The organism is Natrinema versiforme JCM 10478, from assembly GCF_000337195.1.
Taxonomy (GTDB): domain Archaea; phylum Halobacteriota; class Halobacteria; order Halobacteriales; family Natrialbaceae; genus Natrinema; species Natrinema versiforme.
Window position 1 is genome coordinate 93320 of the sequence record NZ_AOID01000045.1, and the last position, 18864, is coordinate 112183.

The 18864-nt window shown below is 64.7% G+C and carries 16 protein-coding genes; 8 read left to right on the forward strand and 8 right to left on the reverse strand.

Annotated elements, in window-relative coordinates:
* Positions 1-40: 40 nt before the first annotated feature.
* On the forward strand, positions 41-1018 hold the full coding sequence (locus C489_RS14415; protein WP_006432043.1) for a S24/S26 family peptidase: 978 nt from the start codon (positions 41-43) through the stop codon (positions 1016-1018).
* A gap of 297 nt (positions 1019-1315) precedes the next feature.
* Here the strand turns inward: C489_RS14415 and C489_RS14420 are convergent, their stop codons facing one another.
* A complete protein-coding gene (locus C489_RS14420) occupies positions 1316-3133 on the reverse strand; it encodes a Cdc6/Cdc18 family protein (RefSeq protein WP_006432044.1) in 1818 nt (605 codons plus the stop codon).
* Between the two features lie 1358 nt (positions 3134-4491).
* Here C489_RS14420 and C489_RS14425 point away from each other — a divergent pair.
* The 4 genes from C489_RS14425 to C489_RS14440 all read left to right on the forward strand — a co-directional run bounded on the left by C489_RS14425 (position 4492) and on the right by C489_RS14440 (position 7772).
* Complete coding sequence (locus tag C489_RS14425) at positions 4492-5130, forward strand: Era-like GTP-binding protein (protein WP_006432045.1); 639 nt, start codon at positions 4492-4494, stop codon at positions 5128-5130.
* Between the two features lie 6 nt (positions 5131-5136).
* Positions 5137-5538, forward strand: coding sequence for a DUF2073 domain-containing protein (locus C489_RS14430; RefSeq protein ID WP_006185008.1), 402 nt, complete (start codon positions 5137-5139; stop codon positions 5536-5538).
* Complete coding sequence (locus C489_RS14435) at positions 5538-6554, forward strand: OapC/ArvC family zinc-ribbon domain-containing protein (RefSeq protein ID WP_006432046.1); 1017 nt, start codon at positions 5538-5540, stop codon at positions 6552-6554. The genes C489_RS14430 and C489_RS14435 overlap by 1 nt, the downstream gene beginning before the upstream one ends.
* Positions 6555-6986: 432 nt before the next feature.
* Positions 6987-7772, forward strand: coding sequence for a DUF7089 family protein (locus C489_RS14440; protein ID WP_006432048.1), 786 nt, complete (start codon positions 6987-6989; stop codon positions 7770-7772).
* Between the two features lie 120 nt (positions 7773-7892).
* On the opposite strand, the gene C489_RS14445 is transcribed toward C489_RS14440, so the two are convergent.
* Positions 7893-8471 carry a DUF7090 family protein gene (locus C489_RS14445; RefSeq protein ID WP_006432049.1) on the reverse strand — a complete coding sequence of 193 codons (579 nt, stop codon included), beginning with the start codon at positions 8469-8471 and terminating at the stop codon, positions 7893-7895.
* A gap of 330 nt (positions 8472-8801) precedes the next feature.
* Here C489_RS14445 and C489_RS14450 point away from each other — a divergent pair, with 330 nt between their 5' ends.
* Entirely contained in the window at positions 8802-9482 is a 681-nt protein-coding gene (locus C489_RS14450) for a class I SAM-dependent methyltransferase (RefSeq protein ID WP_006432050.1), read from the forward strand.
* A 217-nt stretch (positions 9483-9699) separates the two neighbouring features.
* Here the strand turns inward: C489_RS14450 and C489_RS14455 are convergent, their stop codons facing one another.
* Positions 9700-10275, reverse strand: a complete 576-nt coding sequence (locus tag C489_RS14455) for a DUF1684 domain-containing protein (RefSeq protein WP_006432051.1) — start codon at positions 10273-10275, stop codon at positions 9700-9702.
* A 130-nt stretch (positions 10276-10405) separates the two neighbouring features.
* Entirely contained in the window at positions 10406-10642 is a 237-nt protein-coding gene (locus C489_RS14460; RefSeq protein WP_006432052.1) for a DUF7127 family protein, read from the reverse strand.
* A gap of 231 nt (positions 10643-10873) precedes the next feature.
* On the opposite strand from C489_RS14460, the gene C489_RS14465 reads away from it, so the two are divergent.
* Entirely contained in the window at positions 10874-13249 is a 2376-nt protein-coding gene (locus C489_RS14465; protein WP_006432053.1) for an ATP-dependent DNA helicase, read from the forward strand.
* 174 nt (positions 13250-13423) lie between these two features.
* A complete protein-coding gene (locus C489_RS14470; protein ID WP_049890907.1) occupies positions 13424-15298 on the forward strand; it encodes an SLC13 family permease in 1875 nt (624 codons plus the stop codon).
* On the opposite strand, the gene C489_RS22225 is transcribed toward C489_RS14470, so the two are convergent.
* The 4 genes from C489_RS22225 to C489_RS14485 all read right to left on the reverse strand — a co-directional run bounded on the left by C489_RS22225 (position 15295) and on the right by C489_RS14485 (position 18861).
* Positions 15295-15465: a hypothetical protein gene (locus C489_RS22225; RefSeq protein WP_006432055.1), complete on the reverse strand. Its 171-nt coding sequence runs from the start codon at positions 15463-15465 to the stop codon at positions 15295-15297. The two genes, C489_RS14470 and C489_RS22225, sit on opposite strands and share 4 nt — an antisense overlap.
* Positions 15466-15525: 60 nt before the next feature.
* Positions 15526-15837: a hypothetical protein gene (locus C489_RS14475; RefSeq protein WP_006432056.1), complete on the reverse strand. Its 312-nt coding sequence runs from the start codon at positions 15835-15837 to the stop codon at positions 15526-15528.
* A gap of 76 nt (positions 15838-15913) precedes the next feature.
* Positions 15914-16951, reverse strand: a complete 1038-nt coding sequence (locus C489_RS14480; RefSeq protein WP_006432057.1) for an ABC transporter ATP-binding protein — start codon at positions 16949-16951, stop codon at positions 15914-15916.
* Positions 16948-18861, reverse strand: coding sequence for an ABC transporter permease (locus tag C489_RS14485; protein WP_006432058.1), 1914 nt, complete (start codon positions 18859-18861; stop codon positions 16948-16950). Before C489_RS14485 ends, C489_RS14480 begins: the two co-directional genes overlap by 4 nt.
* Positions 18862-18864: the final 3 nt, after the last annotated feature.

The following is an 18864-nucleotide window of genomic DNA, read 5'->3' on the forward strand; positions in this document are numbered from 1 at the left end:
AACAGAAAGTTGATTGTCGGGCCTCGCAAAACGGGTGACGATGAGCGGTTCTAACTCCGGGGATCCCCCGGACGAGCCCGGCGACACCGATCGCGAGCAACGGGATCGAAGCGCCGGCACGTCACAGCCACCGCCCGCCGCCGAGGAACCGTCGCGGAACGATCCACCCGCCGCCACCGCTTCCGAAGCCGACGCTGACGGCGTCACGATCGAGGACGACGGCGTTCTCCGCTGGTTTCTCCACACCGACGACGAGACCGTGGTGATGGCTCGAGACGTACTGAGCAGCGTCGCCATCGTCGCGGCCGTCGGGCTCTTGCTGTTTGCGGTCAGCGGCATCTGGCCGCCGCTGGTCGCCGTCGAGAGCGGGAGCATGGAGCCGAACATGCACAAAGGTGATCTCATCTTCGTCGTCGACGATGACCGATTCGTCGGTGACAATCCCGCCGCCGGAACCGGCGTCGTTACGCTTGAAAACGGTCAAGAGAGCGGCCACGAGAAGTTCGGCAATCCCGGAGACGTGATCGTCTATCAACCGAACGGTGATCCATCGGAGATTCCAGTGATCCACCGCGCTCACTTCTGGGTCGAAGAGGACGAAAACTGGGTCGAAACGAAAGCCAGCGAGGAAATTGTCGGCGACGCGACCTGTACGGAAATCGCGACCTGCCCCGCAGAGCACGCCGGCTTCGTCACGAAAGGTGACGCCAACGACGGCTACGATCAGTACGGGAACGGGATCAGCGACATCGTCAAACCCGAGTGGGTCACCGGCAAGGCGATGTACCGAATCCCGTGGCTCGGCAACGTCCGCCTGACGTTCGACAAACTCCTCGGCGGGATGCTCGTCCCCACGTCGCCCTCGAGTCAGTCGCTACAGGACCCGACAGCCGCGACGGTGACGCCGGCCGGTGCCGACGCTCCCGGCTTCGGGGGAGACGGTGACCTCGCCGTCGCCGCCGGCCTCGCCAGTGTCGGAGCCGGCGCTGCGGTTGCGGTCGGCCGATCACGTCGCTAGTTCGGCTTCCCAGCGGGACGACTCGTTTTGTCCGGTCCGTTCTTGTCGTCTGTCACGGTTCGTCGTCGCATTCGGTGTCGTCGTCCTTGCCATCATCTCGGTCGTGTTCCCTAGTCGTTCGGATGTGGCGAGCCAATGGAGCACTCTCGAGTGGAAGGAAGGGGGTTGCTGCACAACGCTGGTGAGAAGTGTCACCGGCTCAGTCGAAACGGGCTAGCGAGCAGTCACGATAACTGAGACACGAAAGGCAGACAACAAACGGCGGACACAGCAGCCAAGAAGCGTCGGAGACGTGTTTCAGTTCTCGAACCGGGCCTGAACGAACGGCTGAACGTCGTCGATGTCGCTCAGGCGGGAGTCGGAAAGGAGGACGGCCTCCGTCTCTTCGAGTGGAACGGAGAGGCTGATTTCCTTGGTTCGGCCGTATCGCCCCTTCGAGACGACGACGGCGTTGACGATTCCGAGCATGTCGAGTTCGCTGATAAGGTCGGTGACCCGCCGCTGGGTCAATACGTCCGCATCGATTTCCTCGCAGAGGCGCTTGTAGATGTTGAACACCTCGCCCGTGTTGATGCTGTGGACGCCGTTTTTCTCGAGGAGGATGATCGCGAAGAGGACGAGTTTCGACTGCGTGGGCAGGGTGCGGACGACCTCGACGACGCGGTCGAGTTCGATCTTATCCTGGGCCTGCCGGACGTGTTCCTCGACGATCGTCTCGGCTTGGGACCGCTCTGCCAGTTCGCCCGCGGTCCGCAACAGGTCCAACGCGCGTCGCGCGTCGCCGTGTTCCTGCGCGGCGAAGGCCGCACACAGCGGGATCACGTCGTCGGAGAGCGCGTTGCCCTTGAACGCGACCTCCGATCGGTGTTTGAGGATGTCCCGCAGCTGATTCGCGTCGTAGGGCGGGAAGACGATCTCCTCTTCGCCCAGCGAGGACTTGACGCGGGGATCGAGGAAGTCGGTGAACTTCAGGTCGTTCGAGATACCGATGATCGACACCCGCGAGTTCTCGAGTTCGGAGTTCATCCGCGAGAGGTTATAGAGCGTGTCGTCGCCGCTTTTCTCGACGAGTTTGTCGATCTCGTCCAACATGATGACGACGACCCGCTCGTCGTAGTCGACGGCGTCGAAGAAGACACTGTAGACCCGATCTGTCGGCCACCCGGTCATCGGTACTTCTTCGAAGGAGTCCTTGTCGGCCTCGAGTTCATCGATCCGGTCTTCGACCTCGGATCGGCTCCCGAACGGCGTCGATTCGAGGGGATGATCCGGCGGGAGCGGGGCCGAATCCGACGTCGTCTCGTCGCGATCGAGCGGCCCGGTATCCGCCAGTTCGGGATCTGCCGCGGGCGGCGAATCTGGCGGCTGCCCCGACTCGTTGGAGGACCCCTCTGTTTCGAGTGGAAGATCGCCCGACTGAGTATCGATATCGCTGCTATCGTCTCCAGCCGAAAGATCGGTCTCCGAGACCGTCGTCTCGGTCTCTGCTCGCGTCTCCTCGCTCGAGACGAAATCGAAGGGGTCCGACGCCGTTTCCTCGCCAGTTCGATCGCTCGAGTCGGCCGCGTCAGCACGTCGGCGTTTCGCGTCGGCGTCGTACGCCTCGAGGGCGTCGAGCACCGACTCGAGGTCCGCGATTCGGTCGTCGATGCGCTCTTTGTTCTTGTCGATGAACTTGTTCGCGAGCTGTGCGAGGACCCGATACTGGGTGTCGGTGACCTCGCAGTTGATGTACTCGACGTCACACGGGACGCTGTACTTCTGGGAGGTGCTCTCGAGTTCCTTGCTGACGAACTTCGCGCTGGCGGTCTTGCCGGTTCCCGTTTTCCCGTAGATGAGAATGTTCGACGGCGTTTCGCCGCGGAGCGCGGCGACGAGAATCGTCGCCATCTTGTTGATCTGATCGCTCCGATGGGGGAGTTCGTGTGGCGTATAGGACGGGCGGAGGACTTCCTTGTTCTCGAAGATCGGTTCCCCGCTGAGAAGGTCGTCGAATAACCCTTGATTCGACTCTTCGTCGCCGAGATCCGCGTTCTCGAAATCCGTCGAGAACCCGCTCGTTCCATCGACCTCGACCTCGTCTGAGCCAGTGGTCTCTGAGTTATCGTCTGACATCCGTCATGCAGCACCCCCTTATTTCGAGTGGAACGCCGGACCGGGGAGCAGGAATATCGCGGTATGATGGCCTCCGTGGGATGATCCACCGTTCCAGATACCCGATTCGGGTCCAGTTGATGCAAACGAAACAGAGGAAAACCACGCTAATAAAGCCTTCCCTTCCCCCCTCGTTCCGGTCGACTGAACCGTTTCGCCGCCACGTCTATCGGTCGCTGAAAGTCACGTCCGGTGTTCGATCGCAACGCTGCCGAACGATATCGTTTGAAGATAATTATAATTGAACGTGCGTGTGAGCGACAGGAGGGTGTGTACGAGCGATAGGAGGATGTTCTCGCTCGAGACGAAACGGGACCGGTCACGATGAAGATCAGGATGCGTGTCGATCCGCCGCTGTTCTCGTCAACTCCCGGTCGTGGTGACGACCGAAACGGTGTCCCATTGGGGATCGTTTCGAGTCGACGGGATTCATGTGCGAAGGTCGTATCAGGATTCGACCCACTGGTTGACCGGTGGCTTCGACTCCGCCTCTATTCAGGCGATCTGTGAGTCGATGGAGAGGTGACTCATTCGGGAGGTCATATCGGATTCACGCTATGAATTCCATAAGATATCAGGTATGTTTGTGCGAGGAGACGGAGAACGATCTTGGAAATCGAATCGGAGTGTGTTCCGTGCTAACAGATGACTCTTGGAGGGGAAAGCCCCCCACCCCTTTGTTTCGAGTGGAACGAGACAAAGGGTGGGGGAGGGGGAGAACGGGCATTTAGGACGGGAAGCTTTATTTGGATAGGCTAGAAACAGTATCCGCAGAACTAGCAGACCGAATAATTCTACTAGAGTTGTTTTTGTTGTTGCTAGTTCCTGCTAGAATCGGTTCTCATCGTTCCACGAGTTACTAGATTAGCTTCTGGGTTACTAGAACCATCTCTTTCAACCGATTCGTCCGTCTCATCCCCCTGAACGGCGGCTCGAGTCGAACGGAGGGTGGGAAATCCCTCCACTCACTCCCGATCAATCCGTTCGACCGGCCACGGCCTCGACAGTCTCCAGTTGAAACGAAGGGGTGGGGGATTCGAGATCGTCTCCGGAGTACTAGAATGATATTCATTCTCAGTCCCCTTTCCCTATTGCTGGCCGAGTAACTATCACAATTCGCACTCTTCTCGAGTGAGAGCGGAGGTATCGTTCTTCGGCGACGAGTATCCCGATTATCGAAACTCGATTCGTCTCTGCGGAAACTATCTGGGGTACTAACAACTCTCTTCCATCGAATTGTCTACATGTCTGACGTAGGCTTAAGTGAGTTCAGTTTGTAGTACGCGCAACTGCACCCCGCGGTGCTGGAGGCCCCCACGATGGGACTGTTCACAGAACTCAAAGATAGTATCTCTCGGGCTACGGATCGCCTGTTTTCGGAACAGGAGCCCAAACGAATCGGTATCTACGGTCCGCCGAACGCCGGCAAGACGACGCTCGCGAACCGAATCGCGCGTGACTGGACTGGTGACGCGGTCGGCGCGGAGAGCCACGTCCCCCACGAGACGCGTCGCGCACGCAGGAAAGAAAACGTCGAGATCGAACGCGACGGCAAGACGGTAACCATCGACATCGTCGACACGCCCGGCGTGACGACGAAGGTCGACTACGAGGAGTTCACCGACGAGATGGACGAGGAAGACGCCATCCGTCGCTCCCGCGAAGCGACCGAAGGCGTCGCCGAGGCGATGCATTGGCTGCGCGAGGACGTCGACGGCGTCATCTACGTCCTAGACAGCGCGGAGGACCCGATCACACAGGTCAATACGATGCTGATCGGCATCGTCGAGTCTCGGGATCTCCCCGTTCTGATCTTCGCGAACAAGACCGACCTCGACGACTCGAGCGTCAAACGGATCGAGGACGCGTTCCCGCAACACAAGACCGTCCCCCTATCGGCCAAAGAGGGGGACAACATGGACGAAGTCTACGACAATATCGCGGAGTACTTCGGGTGACCACCGATGCCAAAAGCAACTAACGCGGACGACTCCGATGCCCCCGACGGCGTCCAGATCGACCTGATCAGCGGCGAACGGATGGCCGGCATGGCAACGATGGAGAAGATCAGGATGATCTTAGACGGCGTCCACGACGGCAACATCGTCATCTTAGAGGAAGGGCTCACCCCCGACGAGGAAAGCCGGCTCATCGAGGTCACGATGGCCGAGATCAGCCCCGACGAGTTCAACGGGATCGAGATCGAGACCTACCCGAAATCCGAGACCCGCGACTCGTCGCTGCTCGGTCGCATCATGGGGGGTGACGAGACGGAAGCGAAGCTGACGGTAATCGGCCCGGCGAATCAGATCGAGACGCTCCACAAGGACGAAACGCTCATCAGCGCGCTCGTGTCCCGTAACTAATGCCACATCAGTGTACGAACTGCGGCCGAACGTTCGCCGACGGCTCCAAGGAGATGCTGTCGGGCTGTCCCGACTGCGGCGGGAACAAGTTCCAGTTCGCGCCGACCACAACGGCCGCAGCCGAATCGTCCGCCGGAACCGCTGCCGATACCGACGACTCGGGATCGGCCGGGACCGCGAGTGCCGCGGCACAATCTTCGACCGCCGAGTCGGACGGCGTCGCGACGCGAGCCGCGGAGACGGTTCGCGACTGGGTGTCGTCCGATTCCGCGGACGAACCGACGGCCGACGCCGCCGAGCGATCGCGCTCGGACGACTCGACCGCGACGTCGGCAGCCGCACCGAACCAGTCGTGGCCCTCGAGCGAGGACGCCGCCGCTCCGGAGTCGGACACCTCGCCGGACGGCGAGTTCGACGAGTGGCCCGAGACGGCCCGGCGGCCCGAGGATCGATCCGGCTCGCCGGACGAGACGGCCGCCGACGCGCCGACTGAGGCGACGACCGACGATCGAACGCGGTCCGACGACGACTGGCCCGACCAACCCTCGAGCGGGCCGACGACGACGATGGCGGACGACGAGAACTCGGCACAGGCAGATGCCCGGAGCACGGTCGTCCCCTCGGACGACCTCCCCTCCCACTCCGAGACGCCCGGTCGTGAGTCCGATCCGTCCAGTCGAAACGGAGCCGACCGCGATCCTGCAGCCGGGAGCGCCGTCGATGCACACGCCGAAGCCGAGACCGAAGCCGCAGTCGACACCGGTGTCGACGACCAGCCCCCGGACCACGGGCGCGTCGTCAGCGAACCGAGCGGACAGCGCCCGTCGATCGAGGAACTCCGGGCGGAGCTCAACGAGCAGTTCGAGAGCATCAAGATCGTTCGGCCGGGACAGTACGAACTCAACCTGATGGAACTCTACAACCGCGACGAGTACATCATCTCTCTGCAGGAAGACGGACGGTACGTGATCGACGTGCCGGATTCGTGGCACGCCGACGACGACGGCGAGGACTGAATAGCCGGTCCGCGTCTCGCTCGTCACCTGTCCCCCGTTTACCGTCTGTGACTCGCTCGCTGCTTGTCCGGTTCTTAGCGGTCGCCAGCATCCTCGCGAATACCTCGAGAAAACACCGGAGCGTTTCGACTGCGCTTCTCAGATGATCAATCGGGACAATCTCTCTCCGCAAACGTTTCTTTCCATACGAAATGACGGCCAGTTTGCATCGTCGGCTCCCCACTTCCGAGACTCGCTCGAGCACTCGAGTGCACACGAAGACAGCGCTCTCGTGGCAAACGGAGAGCGGGTACACCGAGCGGAGACAGATGGATTTAAGCGACGCGGAGACGACCCCACGCACATGAGTACCGCAACCAAGGTCGTTCTCACCACGGTCGCCGCATCGGCGCTGCTGTCGATTCTGCTCGTCTTCCAGAACGCACTCGCCTGATGTTCGAGGCGCGAGCGCTCTCGGACCGAGTCGAGGCCGTCCGCGAGGCTCGGGTCCCCGACGGACAGGTCCTCGACTGCGAGCGTGACTTCGAGACGCTGAACCCGGCGCTCGCCGAGGATCTCGGCCTCCTCGTCGACGCACTCGAGCCGGCGAGCTATCCCGCCGAGTGGCTCCCCGACGACGCCCCGACGCTGCTCGCCCGCTATGCCAGTTCGGATCTCACGATCGGGATGCCGGGCGACGGCAGTGTCGTCTGGACCCGACAGACCGAGCCGCCGGTCGTGCTGGTCAAACCGCGCGTCGAGGGGTCGCCGGAGGCCTTCGTCGACTTTCTGCTCGCCGAGGCGCTCGTCCAGGCCGACCTCGACCTCCCCGAACACTTCATCGGCTTCTTCGAGGAGTCGTACCGCGATCTCGACCGGGCGGTCGACCTCGACCCAACCGGCACCTATCAGGTCGCCGCGGCGCTGTACGACGGGTGGGTCGGACTCCAGACCCGCGAGGTCTTCGCGGACTGGCACGACGACCATCCCGAACTCGCCGACGCGTGGCAGGACGCGGGGACGCGACTCGAGGACCGCGTCTCGGGACTCCCGCGTGCAGTCGCGCGCGGTGACACCGAGTTCGCGGACGCGACGGAACTCGCCTGTGCCGCGATCAAACACGCGATCGAACTGCCGGCTCCCTTCGCCGCGCTCGACACCGACGCCTATCTCGATCACGGCCCGGAGTACGCGATCCAGTGGGCCGAGAAAACGTTCGACTCGCTCGAGGACGCGTAGGCCGCCTCGTCCCAACTTGCCCTTCAACTGTTCTCACAGCTGTCCGCTCTCGAGTCGCTCCATCCTCGAGATCACAGTCTCGTATGCCACTGAAAACGGAAAACTGCGCTGCCGACCGGGTCAGAATTCGGCGTCGACGCTACCGTCTTCATCGAGGTCGATGATCCCGTCGAATAGGTCGCGGAACTCGTCGACGACTGCCTCGTCGTGGGGCTCTTCCGAGAGGTGGAAGAGGCCGACCGCGTCGTGGTCCGCAAGCAGTTCGAGAACCCGCTCGACGGCCTCGAGGGCCCGGTCGTCGCCGGCGTAGTAGGCGAGTTCGGTGACGGAGTCGATGCTGATGCGGAGTTTGCCGTCGTGGTCGTCGAGGAAGCCGTCGATGTGTTCGACGATGCCGTCGATGTCGTCGGGGGCGGCGACGTAGTGGACGGTATCCGAAGAGCGCCGCGAGTAGCCGCGTTCGATGCTGAGCGTGTCCAAGATTTCGGCACACTCCTCGTCGACGTCGTAGTACTCGAGTTTCTGTTTGACTTCGCGGGCGGTCGTTCGCGTGGAGACGACGAGGAAGCTGTCGGTATCGGTCTTAAAGAAATCGGTGTCGATGCGGTCGGTTTCACCGGTGCTCGGGTGTAAGAGGAGCACGCCGGTCCCGCCTGGTATCGTGTCCGGGGTGCCGTCTATTTCAAGCGTGTAATCCATAGTGGCGTGAACAACTTTGGGAACTCCCTTAAGCGTGCGGATGTCCGTTCCGACGGACGCGGCTGACGGTCGTCGTGGGAACTCCGGAAAGGGGAGGAAGGGTCTGAAAAACTGGCGAGGGGTGGGACAGCGGACTCACCGAGCGTGACACGAAATCCGGATGCCCTCGGATTTCGGGTAGCGACGACCCTTCACCATCTAGTTTTTAGGCTAACCTAAAGTATCTGTCGGTGGTTCCCCGTCGAGTGAGAACGGTGGCCAGCGACTCGAGCGGTCGAGTAACGCGGCCGATGGGAACGCGTTTAGGCCCGCGGAGCCCATAGTTTCCGTATGAGCGTACGCGAGGAGTTCGACGACTGGGCGGCGAGCGGTCGCGACAGAGGAATGGAGGAACGCCACTGGCACACCGCAAAGCACGCGCTCGCGCGGCTGCCGGTTGAGTCCGGCGACACTGTGCTCGATCTCGGCTGCGGAAGCGGCTACGCCGGCCGAGCGCTCCGGGACACCAAGGGTGCCGGCCGGATCTACGGCCTCGACGGCTCGCCGGAGATGGCCCGCAACGCCGCGGGCTACACGGATGACCCGAACGTCGGCTACCTCGTCGGCGACTTCGACGAGTTGCCGTTCGAAGACGACTCGATCGACCACATCTGGAGCATGGAGGCGTTCTATTACGCCGCGGATCCCCACCACACGCTCGAGGAGATCGCCCGCGTCCTCCGACCCGGCGGCACGTTCTACTGCGCGGTCAATTATTACGAGGAAAACGTCCACTCCCACGAGTGGCAGGAGTTCATCGCGATCGAGATGACCCGCTGGGACCGCCAGCAGTACCGCGAGGCCTTCCGCGACGCGGGGCTGGCCGTCGCCGAGCAGGACAACATTCCCGACCGAGAGATCACCATCCCCAGCGAGGCCGAGTTCCCCACCGAGGACTGGGACACCCGCGCGGACATGGTCGAACGCTACCGCGAGTTCGGGACGTTGCTCACCGTCGGCGTCGCTCCCTGAATTTTCGTCGCTCCACCACTCGCTTTCCTGTCTTTCGGTACCAGTCCGCTACTGGCGACTGTCATAGCAGCACAAACCCCCTGGTTTCCACTCGAGCCATCGATCCGTCGGGTACAGGCCGTAACGAGTCCGGTGGTTCGAGTCGAAACGGTCCTCGGTCACACGTGACCGGGAGTCACTCGAGCTGTCGTCTCGATCCCGCGGTCGATCGATCGCGTTAGTCGTCCCGTTCGCCGGCGGGAATCGTCACCTCGAGCCAGTTCTCCTCGGGCGGGAGCGGGCAGTCGAAGGTCTCGCTGTAGGCACAGAACGGGGAGTACGCGAGGTTGAAGTCGACGACGATCTCGTCGCCGTCCGCGAGGTCGTCCGTGGGCTCGAGTTCCATGTACCGGCCGCCCTGGTAGGTCTGTTGGCCCGTCGTCTTGTCGCGGAACGGGACGAACAGCGGCTGCTCGTTCGGGCTCTCCTGCTGGTAGGCCGCCAGCTCGAACGTGCCGTCTTCCAGGTCCTCGCTTTCGCGCTCGAGGTCGAACTCCAGCGTCGCGACGCGGAGGTAGCGCATCTCGCGGCCCGCGGTGGTGTCGATCGGGACGACCTCGGGCTCTTCGTGGACCCGCGCCGTCGCGGTCACGCGGTAGGTCGGGTCCGGCTCGAAGTAGTCGAGCCCCTCGAAGTCCGCGCGCTCTTCGGGCGGGATCGGCGACTGGGGATGGTCGGCGAAGAACTCGTCTTTCTCGGCGCGTTTCGACTCGAGTTCGTCGCGCCAGCGGTCGACATCGATGGAATCGCTCATACCCGGCATACTCGACCGAGTGGGGAAGGGGTTGCGCTTCAGGCTCGAGCAGTCGGCGTACCGCGACAAAACAGGGTGTGTGATCGGTGGCTCGTTCTCGCCGGGTGATCGGGCGGCCGTTGCTCGGCCGTTAGTCCTCGATCGTGAGGATACCGTTTCGGGCCGAGACGGCGCTGGCCTCCGGCGGGAGTTCGAACTCGAACTGGTCGCCGTCCGCAATGATGATCGCGGTCGACCCGACGACGTCGACCGAGATGTCCGCGGCCGAGGTGCCGAAATCGACTCCGATGGTACTGCCGTCATCGTATTCGAACGTGCGAACGACGACGTCTCGGTCGACGTTCTCGAGAGAGTGAGGGACCTTCACACGCGACCTAGGGACTCAGCTAAGTAAAGCATCACGCTGGCAGCAACCTGTCGGGCCGATCGAGCGGACGGACAGTCAGGGCGACAGGTGCAGTTCCGACCGGGATCGGCGACTCGCCTCGAGCGGTGGGGTGCAACCGCCGTCGTACAATCGGCCCCGACGTTTATCTCGGATGCCGCGGCCACTCCAGTCCGTCAACGCTATGACTGACCGACGATGAGTACTGGCAGCATGACGGACTGGCGGACGGTGTTCGGCCACACCCAGCCCTACGACCCGCAGGTCGACGGTATCGAGACGGCCATCGACGCCGGGCGAGAGGGCGGCTACACCGTCATCGAAGGGGCCTGTGGCACCGGGAAGACGATGATCGCGCTCACCGCGGGGATCGACCTCGTGCGCGACCCGGACACCGACTACGAGCGCGTGCTCGTGCTGACGAGCGTCAAACAGCAGCTCCGCCAGTTCGAAACGGACCTCGAGACGATCAACGATAATCTGCCCGCCGACTGGGACCCGGTTTCGGGACTCACGCTCGTCGGGAAGGCCGACGTCTGTCCGTACAACCGTGAGAACGCGGCGGGGATCGACGACGGCAACGTCTACGACCGCTGTGAGACCCTGCGGGATCGCACCCGCGATCTCACCGGCGAGGGCGGCGACACGACGGCGAAGAACTTGGCCGCCCGCGCCCGGAGCCAGCAGATCGGGCTGGCCGACAGCGGCAGCCGGTCGAAGAACACGTTCCTCGAGACCGCGGGCGAACCCACGCCGTACCCGCCGGACCTGCCGGAGTACGGCGAGGGCGGCCCCGTCGGGGCCGAAACCGAGTACTGTCCGTTCTACGCGCAGTACCTCGAGGATCTGCCCGAAGAGGAGGAAAACGGCTCGGTCGCGGAGGCGGTTCCCTACGATTTCACCGACGCGGGGATGGTCACGCCCGAGGAACTGGTCGCTCGCTCGGTCAAACACGGCACCTGTCCGCATTCGGTGATGGGGGCCGCCCTCGGCGAGGTCGAGGTCGTGATCGGCAACTACTACCACGCGTTCGATCCTCGAACGGTCGGCTCCTTTACCGGCGCACTACTGGACGAGTCGACGTTCGTCGTCTGCGACGAGGCACACATGTTAGAGCCCCGCGTGCGCGATCTGGTCAGCGAAGGGGTCGCCGACCGCACCCTCCGGGACGCCGAGACCGAACTCTCGCGGGTCATCCAGCCGGTCAAATTCGAGCGCGAGGGTCGGCAGGCCGAAGGCGGCTCGAAGACCGCCGACGCTGACCTCGTCCGCGGGGAACTGAACGATAGCGACGTCACCTTCGAGGAACTCAATCGGACCCTCGAATTCGTCCAGGATCTCCGCGAGGAACTCGACCGGCGGGTCACCACACACCTCGACCGGAACTATCGGGGCTGGCAGTCGAATTTGAACGATCTCCGTGACGAGGAGATCCCGCTGCGCGATCCGGGTGAGCCCGCCGAAGACGAACTCACGGAGTGGGCGAAGAACGCGGGACACGGCGACGCGGAGTGGGTCCGCGCCGAGGCCGTCGGCGCGGTCGTCGAGCGGGTCTTGAACGAGGCCGAAGACGAGGACCGGACCCGCGCCGCGCCCGCCGTCGGCCGCGTGCTCGGCGAGTGGTACCGCCGCGGTCACACCGACTACTTCCGGGAGATCGAACTCGAGCGGACGTGGGACGACACCGAGCCACCCGATTCGTGGCGGCGGGCCTACAACGCCCGACTCGCCCTGCACAACTGCGTGCCAAGCGACGCGATCGGCGACCGGCTCGGGATGTTCGGCGGCGGGATTCTGATGAGCGCGACCCTCGAGCCGATGGACGCCTTCACCGAGGTGACCGGGCTCCAGTACCTCGCACGCGAGGAAGACCGGCCGGTCGTCGAGCGCCGATACGGGCTCCACTTCCCCGCGGAGAACCGCGAGAGCTTCGCCGTCGCCGCGCCGAAGTTCACCTATGACAACCGCGGCGCTCGAGACGAAGACACGCAGACGAGACGGTCCTACGCGAACGCGATCGAGAAGATCGCGGGGCTCCCCGGGAACGTCCTCGTCGGGATGCCGAGTTACGCCGAAGCCGAGTGGGTCGCTGGCGAACTCGAGGCCCGCGTCGATAAGCCGGTCCTGCTCGACGCCGCCAGCGACGACGAAACGACCCAGTCGCTCAAAGACGAGTTCTTCGACGGCGACGGGAAAGTGCTTGTCACGAGTCTGCGGGGCACGCTAACCGAGGGAGTCGACTACAGCGGCGACCGCCTCGCCGCGGCCGTCGTCTGCGGCGTTCCGATCGTCAACACCTCGAGCCCGCGGACGAAGGCGGTTCGCCGGGCCTACGACGACGAGTTCGGCGACGGCTTCACCTACGCGCTGACGGTCCCCGCGGTGCGGAAGGCTCGGCAGGCGATCGGCCGCGTTATCCGCAGTCCCGAGGATGTCGGCGTTCGCGTCCTCCTCGACGAGCGCTACGCCCGCGATAGCTGGGACTCCGTTCGGCCGTACCTGCCCGAGGACAGCGAGTTCCAGCCGGTCAGCCCCGACATGCTCGACGTAGGTCTCGAGCGGTTCCGCTCGCGGCTCGCCTCGCAGTAGTGGGCATCGAACCGCGAGCCGGGTTTCGGGGCCGGATACAGCCGTCTCGAACCGGGGGCTTCAAGCGGGGCCGGCTGGGAATCTATCCTGGTAACTGTGTCCGGACTGCTCCCGTCAGCTCTCGGCATCGCTCCGCTGGTCGCCGATGTCGGCGGCCTCGAGGTGACGCCCCAGATGCTGGTCGTGTTCGGAATCATTGTCATCGCACTGGTGCTGTTCATTACCGAGTGGCTGCCCATCGACGTGACCGCCATCCTGATTATGGTCCTGTTGATGGTGCTCGGGGCCGACGGCGTGGTGAACCTCACCGAGATTTCGACGGGCGAAGGGACCTCGGGGTTTTCGAACTCGGCGACGATCACCGTCCTCGCGATGCTCATTCTCAGTTCGGGAATCAGCCAGACCGGCGTCGTCCAGATCATCGGCCGCAAGATGTCCGCGTTCGCGGGCGAGGATCTCGACAAACAACTGCTCGCGACGATCGGCGTCAGCGGCCCGATCTCCGGCTTTATCAACAACACGCCGGTCGTTGCTATCCTTGTCCCCGTCATTTCCGATATCGCCCACAAGGGGAAGACCTCTCCCTCGAAGCTCCTGATCCCGCTCTCCTACGCCTCGATGTTCGGCGGGATGCTCACCCTCATCGGCACCTCGACGAACATCCTCGCGAGCGATGTCTCCGCGCGCCTGCTCGATCACCCGTTCTCGATGTTCGAGTTCACCAAGCTCGGAATCATCGTGCTGATCGTCGGCAGCGTCTATCTCATGACCATCGGCCACCGACTGCTGCCCGAGCGCGTCCCCGTCGAGGAGGACTACGTACAGGAGTATGCGATCGAGGAGTACCTGACCGAGGTCGTCGTCAACGACGACTCGCCGATCGTCGGCACGACTGTCGCGGACGCCATCGATCACGTCGAGTTCGACGCCGACATCATCCAGGTCGTCCGCGACGACGCGGAGTTCATCGAACCGATCGGTCAGAAGACGATCCGGGCCGGCGACCTGCTCCGACTGCGCGCCGACCGCGACACCGTCCAGCAGTTCGTCGACCGGGAGACGCTCACCCTCTCGGGCAGTCCCGAGACCGCCGACGACTTAGAGCCCGACGAAGTACCGGAGCGGACCCTCGTCGAAGTGGTCGTCCCCCGCGGCTCGTTCCTCGTCGGCGAGTCCCTCGAGACGTCGACGTTCCGCCAGCGCTACGACGCGACCGTGCTGGCCTTCCGCAGCCGGGGTGAGACGGTCCGCGAGGACATGGACGAGCGCCGCATTCGCGTCGGCGACACGCTGCTGGTGCAGGCGGCACCCGATAGCATCGACCGCCTCTCGCAGAACGACGACTTCATCGTCGCACACGAACCCGAAGAGCCGGACTACCGGACCGAAAAGATTCCCCACGCGACGGCGATCATGGCCGGCGTCATCGGCTTCGTCGCCGTCCCGTGGGGGGCGGTCGGCGCGGCCCTCGCCGGTGCGACCGGGATCGCCGGGTTCGAGGCGATGTCGGCGCTCTCCTTACCGATCCTCGTGACCGCGCTCGCGGGGGTCGTCGCGATGGTCGCGACGGGCGTTCTCAAGCCGACCGAGATCTACGACGCCGTCGAGTGGGACGTGATCTTCCTGCTGGCCGGCATCATCCCCCTCGGCATGGCCCTCGAACAGACCGGCGGCGCGGACCTGCTCGGCACGCTCGTCGCCGCGACGGGGGCCTATCTGCCGGCGATCGGCGTCCTCTGGGTGTTCTACCTCGCGACGGGACTCATCACGGGCGTGATCTCCAACAACGCGAGCGTCGTGTTGATGCTCCCGGTGGCCGTCGAGACCGCCGATCAGATCGGTGCAAATCCCTTTGCGTTCGTGCTCGCGGTGACGTTCGCGGCCTCGACCGCGTTCCTCACGCCCGTCGGCTACCAGACGAATTTGTTCGTCTACGGCCCCGGCGGCTACAAATTCATGGACTTCGTCCGCGTCGGCGCGCCGCTGCAGTTGCTGCTCTCCGTCGTGACCGTCCTCGGAATCGCCTTCTTCTGGGGGCTGACGCCCTAATCGTCCGCCGCTGTGCCGTCTTCGATGGACAGGACTTGATCGATCGGTTCCTCGAGCGACGGTTCAGCCTCGTCGCCTCGCTCGAGGGCTTCGGCGAGTTCCCGTTTGCGCTGTCGTCGCTCGGTGTCGTGGGCTTTCTTCGTCCGACCGGCCTTCGTATGTGACATTAGGTATCATGCACCGTGGCACAATATAGCTCTTCCCCCTGTTTCTGCCCGTCCCCGGAGTCAGCGGGAGCCGGTCGCCCGATACGGGCGGAGTGCGGCCGCGTTCGGCACGACGCGGACGAGCGCTGACGCCGGCTCGTAGGCGACGCGGTCGGTCGGCGATTTGGCCGCGACGAGCTTCCAGAAGCCCGGCGAGTGAAACTGCAGGCGACACAGCCCCCGCTCGTCCGTTCGGACGGATTTCGTTTCGGTCGAGACGATCGCTCCCTCGACCGGCCGTCGCCGGTTATCGCGGACGCGAACGGTGATTTCGGTCCCGACCGCGATCTCCCTCTGCTCAACGGCGAGCCGGAGCTGCCGAGTGGTTTGCATGCGAGTATATAGCACGCCCGAGGCGGAAAAGCGATCACCTGCGAGTTCCGGCGAGCCGCGGCGGCCTCGAGACGGTTCACTGCCGAGCAACGACGTGTGCGTCCTCGGGTGCGAACCCGACCGTCAGTTCGTCGCGTTCGGGGACCGTCGGCCGCTGGAGGACGATGTCGGTGCCGTTCCACCGGCCGTTGACCCGGACGGTCTCGCCGAGGAACTCGCTGGTCTCGACGCGCACCGTCAGCCGGTTTCGCTCGGCGGACCGCGAGAGCGCACCCGGGCGCACGCAGACGGTGACCCGGTCGGTTCCCTCGGGGACCGTCGGCAGCGTGAACGTCTCGCCATCGACATCGACCCGCGAGTACTCGCCGTCGCCGCCGCACACCTCGCCCTCGAAGACGTTGTTGTCGCCGACGAACTCGGCGACGAACCGCGTCGCGGGCTCGCGATAGACCTCCTGCGGTCGGCCAACCTGCTCGACCCCGCCGTCGTTCATGACCGCGAGCCGGTCCGAGATCGCCAACGCCTCGGCCTGATCGTGCGTGACGTAGACCGTCGTGATCTCGAGGGTCGATTGAATTCGCTTTACCTGCCGGCGTAGCGACTCCCGGAGCTGGGCGTCGAGCGCGCTCATCGGCTCGTCGAGCAAGAGCAGGTCCGGAGCCGGGGCGAGCGCTCGAGCGAGCGCCACCCGTTGGCGCTGGCCGCCCGAGAGCTGCTCGGGGCTGCGCTCGCCCATCCCCTCGAGATCGACTAACTCGAGCAGGTTGGCGACGCGCTCGTCGACCGTTACCCCGTCCGGCGGCTCCCGGAACTGGAGCCCGTAGCCGACGTTTTCGGCGACGCTCATGTGCGGAAACAGCGCGTAACTCTGGAAGACCACGCCGACGTCCCGCTGCTCGGGTGGCACGCCGGTCATCTCCCGGCTATCGAAGCGGACCGCGCCGTCGGTCGGCTCCTCGAAGCCGGCGACGGTCCGCAGCGTCGTCGTCTTCCCGCAGCCGGACGGCCCGACGAGGGTGAAAAACTCCCCGTCGCGCACGGTGAGATCGACGCCCTCGAGGGCGACCGTGTCGCCGTAGGCCTTCGAGACGCCCTCGAGGCGAAGCTCGGTCATCGCTCGAACCTCCCGCCGACGCGGTCGACGACGACGAAACTCGCGGCCGTGACGGCCAACAGTACGGTCCCCATGGCGATGGCGGGGCCGGAGCGGCGACCGAGGTAGCGCTCGACGGCGACGGGCATGGTGTAGGACTGGCCCCCGCCCGCCAAAATCACCGTCGAAGAGAACTCGCCGATCGAGATGGCGAAGGCGAAGGCCGCGCCGGCGACGATGCCACTGGCCACCAACGGGAGTTCCACGTCCCGGAGCGCGCGATACCGGGTGGCTCCGAGCGCGCGTGCGGACTCGACCATCGCCGGGTCCAGATTCGACAGCAGCGGCGAGACGTTCCGTGTGACGAAGGGGTAGGCCGCGACGGCGTGGGCAAAGACGATCGCGACCGCGCCGGTCACCTGAAACCGCCAGCCGCCGGGCAGCGGGATGCCGAAGACCAGTCCCCGCAGGAGGCCGATTCCGAAGACGACGCCGCTGACCGCCAGCGGCAACATCGCCAGCGTGTCGACGATCGCACCGCCGCGGCCGGCACGCACCGTCACCACCGAGACGACCACGCCCATCGGCACGGCGACGGCCAGCGTCGCGACCCCGAAGACGAGCGAGTTCCGGATCGCGACCCACGGCAGGGTCTGGTAGTCGGCCCCCTCGAGTTGCCGCTCGAGCAGGAACGCGTAGTGCCGACCCGTGAGCCCGCTCCCGTCGGTGACGCTGCCCGCGACGAGACTCGCCAGCGGCCCGACGAAGACGACGACGGCGACGAGCCCGTAGCCCAGAATCGCCACCCGGCGCGGCGAGAGCGCTGTCCGGAGATCCGGAAACAGCGGTTCTCTGTCGGGCTCGCCGGCTCCCCGGGCCAGCCCGGATTGGGCGGACTCGTACCGGAGGTAGGCGTAGGTCAGGGCCAGCGAGAGGAGCGTCTCGAGGACCGTGAGCGTCGCGGCCTCGGCGTAGGCGAGCCGGCGGACACGGTCGTAGATCCAGACCTCGACGGTCGCGAGCTGCAGCCCGCCCAGCGCGAGCACGATGGGGAAGGTCATGAAGGTGAAAATGAACGTCAACAGCGCGCCGGTCAGTATCGCCGGTAGGAGCTGTGGGACGATCACGTCCCGAAACGCGCGGCGCGGGCTCGCCCCGAGGCTGCGGGCGGTTTCGACGGTCCGAGCGTCGACGGACTCCCACGCGGCGACGGTGACTCGCGCCACCAGCGGCGCGTTGTAGAAGGCGTGGGCGACGATGACGACGGCAAGTGGGTTCCACTCGATGAAGGGGTACGGCCCCACCCCGCCGACGCCGAGTAATCCATTGAGCGTTCCCGTGCGACCGAACATCGCGTAGAAGCCGACCGCGACCATGATCCCCGGCAACACGAAGGGGAGGATCGTCAGCGACCGCAGCGTTTGCCGCCCGCGGAACTCGTAGTTCGCGAGAATATACGCCGCCGGTAGGCCGAGCGCGACGCTCGCGACCGTCGACAGCGCGGCCTGATAGGCCGTAAAGCCGAACAGCCCCGTCCGTATTCCCGGCGTCTCGAGGCCCGGCACCGGAACCGGAAGCGGGACACCGGGAAGCGGATACTCGAGCGAGACCGACACCGAGACGGCCGCGAGCCAGCCGGCGACCGACGCGAGGTGGTGCCGGACCGAAAGCGGCTCCGCGAAGACGTCCGCGAGCGCCCCGAAATAAAACGGATCGGTGAGAACCTCGCGGACGAACGCCAGCGTCGCTCCGCCGTCGTCGACGACGGCGTTAACGAAGACGACGCCGACCGGGACATAGAGCATGACGGCGAGGACGGCGGCCGTTGCGAGCGCGGTCAGCGACAGGGCGCGGCGCTCGAGCCAGCGGCGAGCGGTGGCGGACCCTCGTCGAAGCCGGACGAGCCGGCCGGATCGATCCGAGTGGCCCACGGC

Bases quoted from the DNA above. Each gene is read 5' to 3' on its own strand.
- C489_RS14415 (WP_006432043.1), top strand. From the start codon at position 41: ATGAGCGGTTCTAACTCCGGGGATCCCCCGGACGAGCCCGGCGACACC.
- C489_RS14420 (WP_006432044.1), bottom strand. From the start codon at position 3,133: ATGTCAGACGATAACTCAGAGACCACTGGCTCAGACGAGGTCGAGGTC.
- C489_RS14425 (WP_006432045.1), top strand. From the start codon at position 4,492: ATGGGACTGTTCACAGAACTCAAAGATAGTATCTCTCGGGCTACGGAT.
- C489_RS14430 (WP_006185008.1), top strand. From the start codon at position 5,137: ATGCCAAAAGCAACTAACGCGGACGACTCCGATGCCCCCGACGGCGTC.
- C489_RS14435 (WP_006432046.1), top strand. From the start codon at position 5,538: ATGCCACATCAGTGTACGAACTGCGGCCGAACGTTCGCCGACGGCTCC.
- C489_RS14440 (WP_006432048.1), top strand. From the start codon at position 6,987: ATGTTCGAGGCGCGAGCGCTCTCGGACCGAGTCGAGGCCGTCCGCGAG.
- C489_RS14445 (WP_006432049.1), bottom strand. From the start codon at position 8,471: ATGGATTACACGCTTGAAATAGACGGCACCCCGGACACGATACCAGGC.
- C489_RS14450 (WP_006432050.1), top strand. From the start codon at position 8,802: ATGAGCGTACGCGAGGAGTTCGACGACTGGGCGGCGAGCGGTCGCGAC.
- C489_RS14455 (WP_006432051.1), bottom strand. From the start codon at position 10,275: ATGAGCGATTCCATCGATGTCGACCGCTGGCGCGACGAACTCGAGTCG.
- C489_RS14465 (WP_006432053.1), top strand. From the start codon at position 10,874: ATGACGGACTGGCGGACGGTGTTCGGCCACACCCAGCCCTACGACCCG.
- C489_RS14470 (WP_049890907.1), top strand. From the start codon at position 13,424: ATGCTGGTCGTGTTCGGAATCATTGTCATCGCACTGGTGCTGTTCATT.
- C489_RS22225 (WP_006432055.1), bottom strand. From the start codon at position 15,465: ATGTCACATACGAAGGCCGGTCGGACGAAGAAAGCCCACGACACCGAG.
- C489_RS14475 (WP_006432056.1), bottom strand. From the start codon at position 15,837: ATGCAAACCACTCGGCAGCTCCGGCTCGCCGTTGAGCAGAGGGAGATC.
- C489_RS14480 (WP_006432057.1), bottom strand. From the start codon at position 16,951: ATGACCGAGCTTCGCCTCGAGGGCGTCTCGAAGGCCTACGGCGACACG.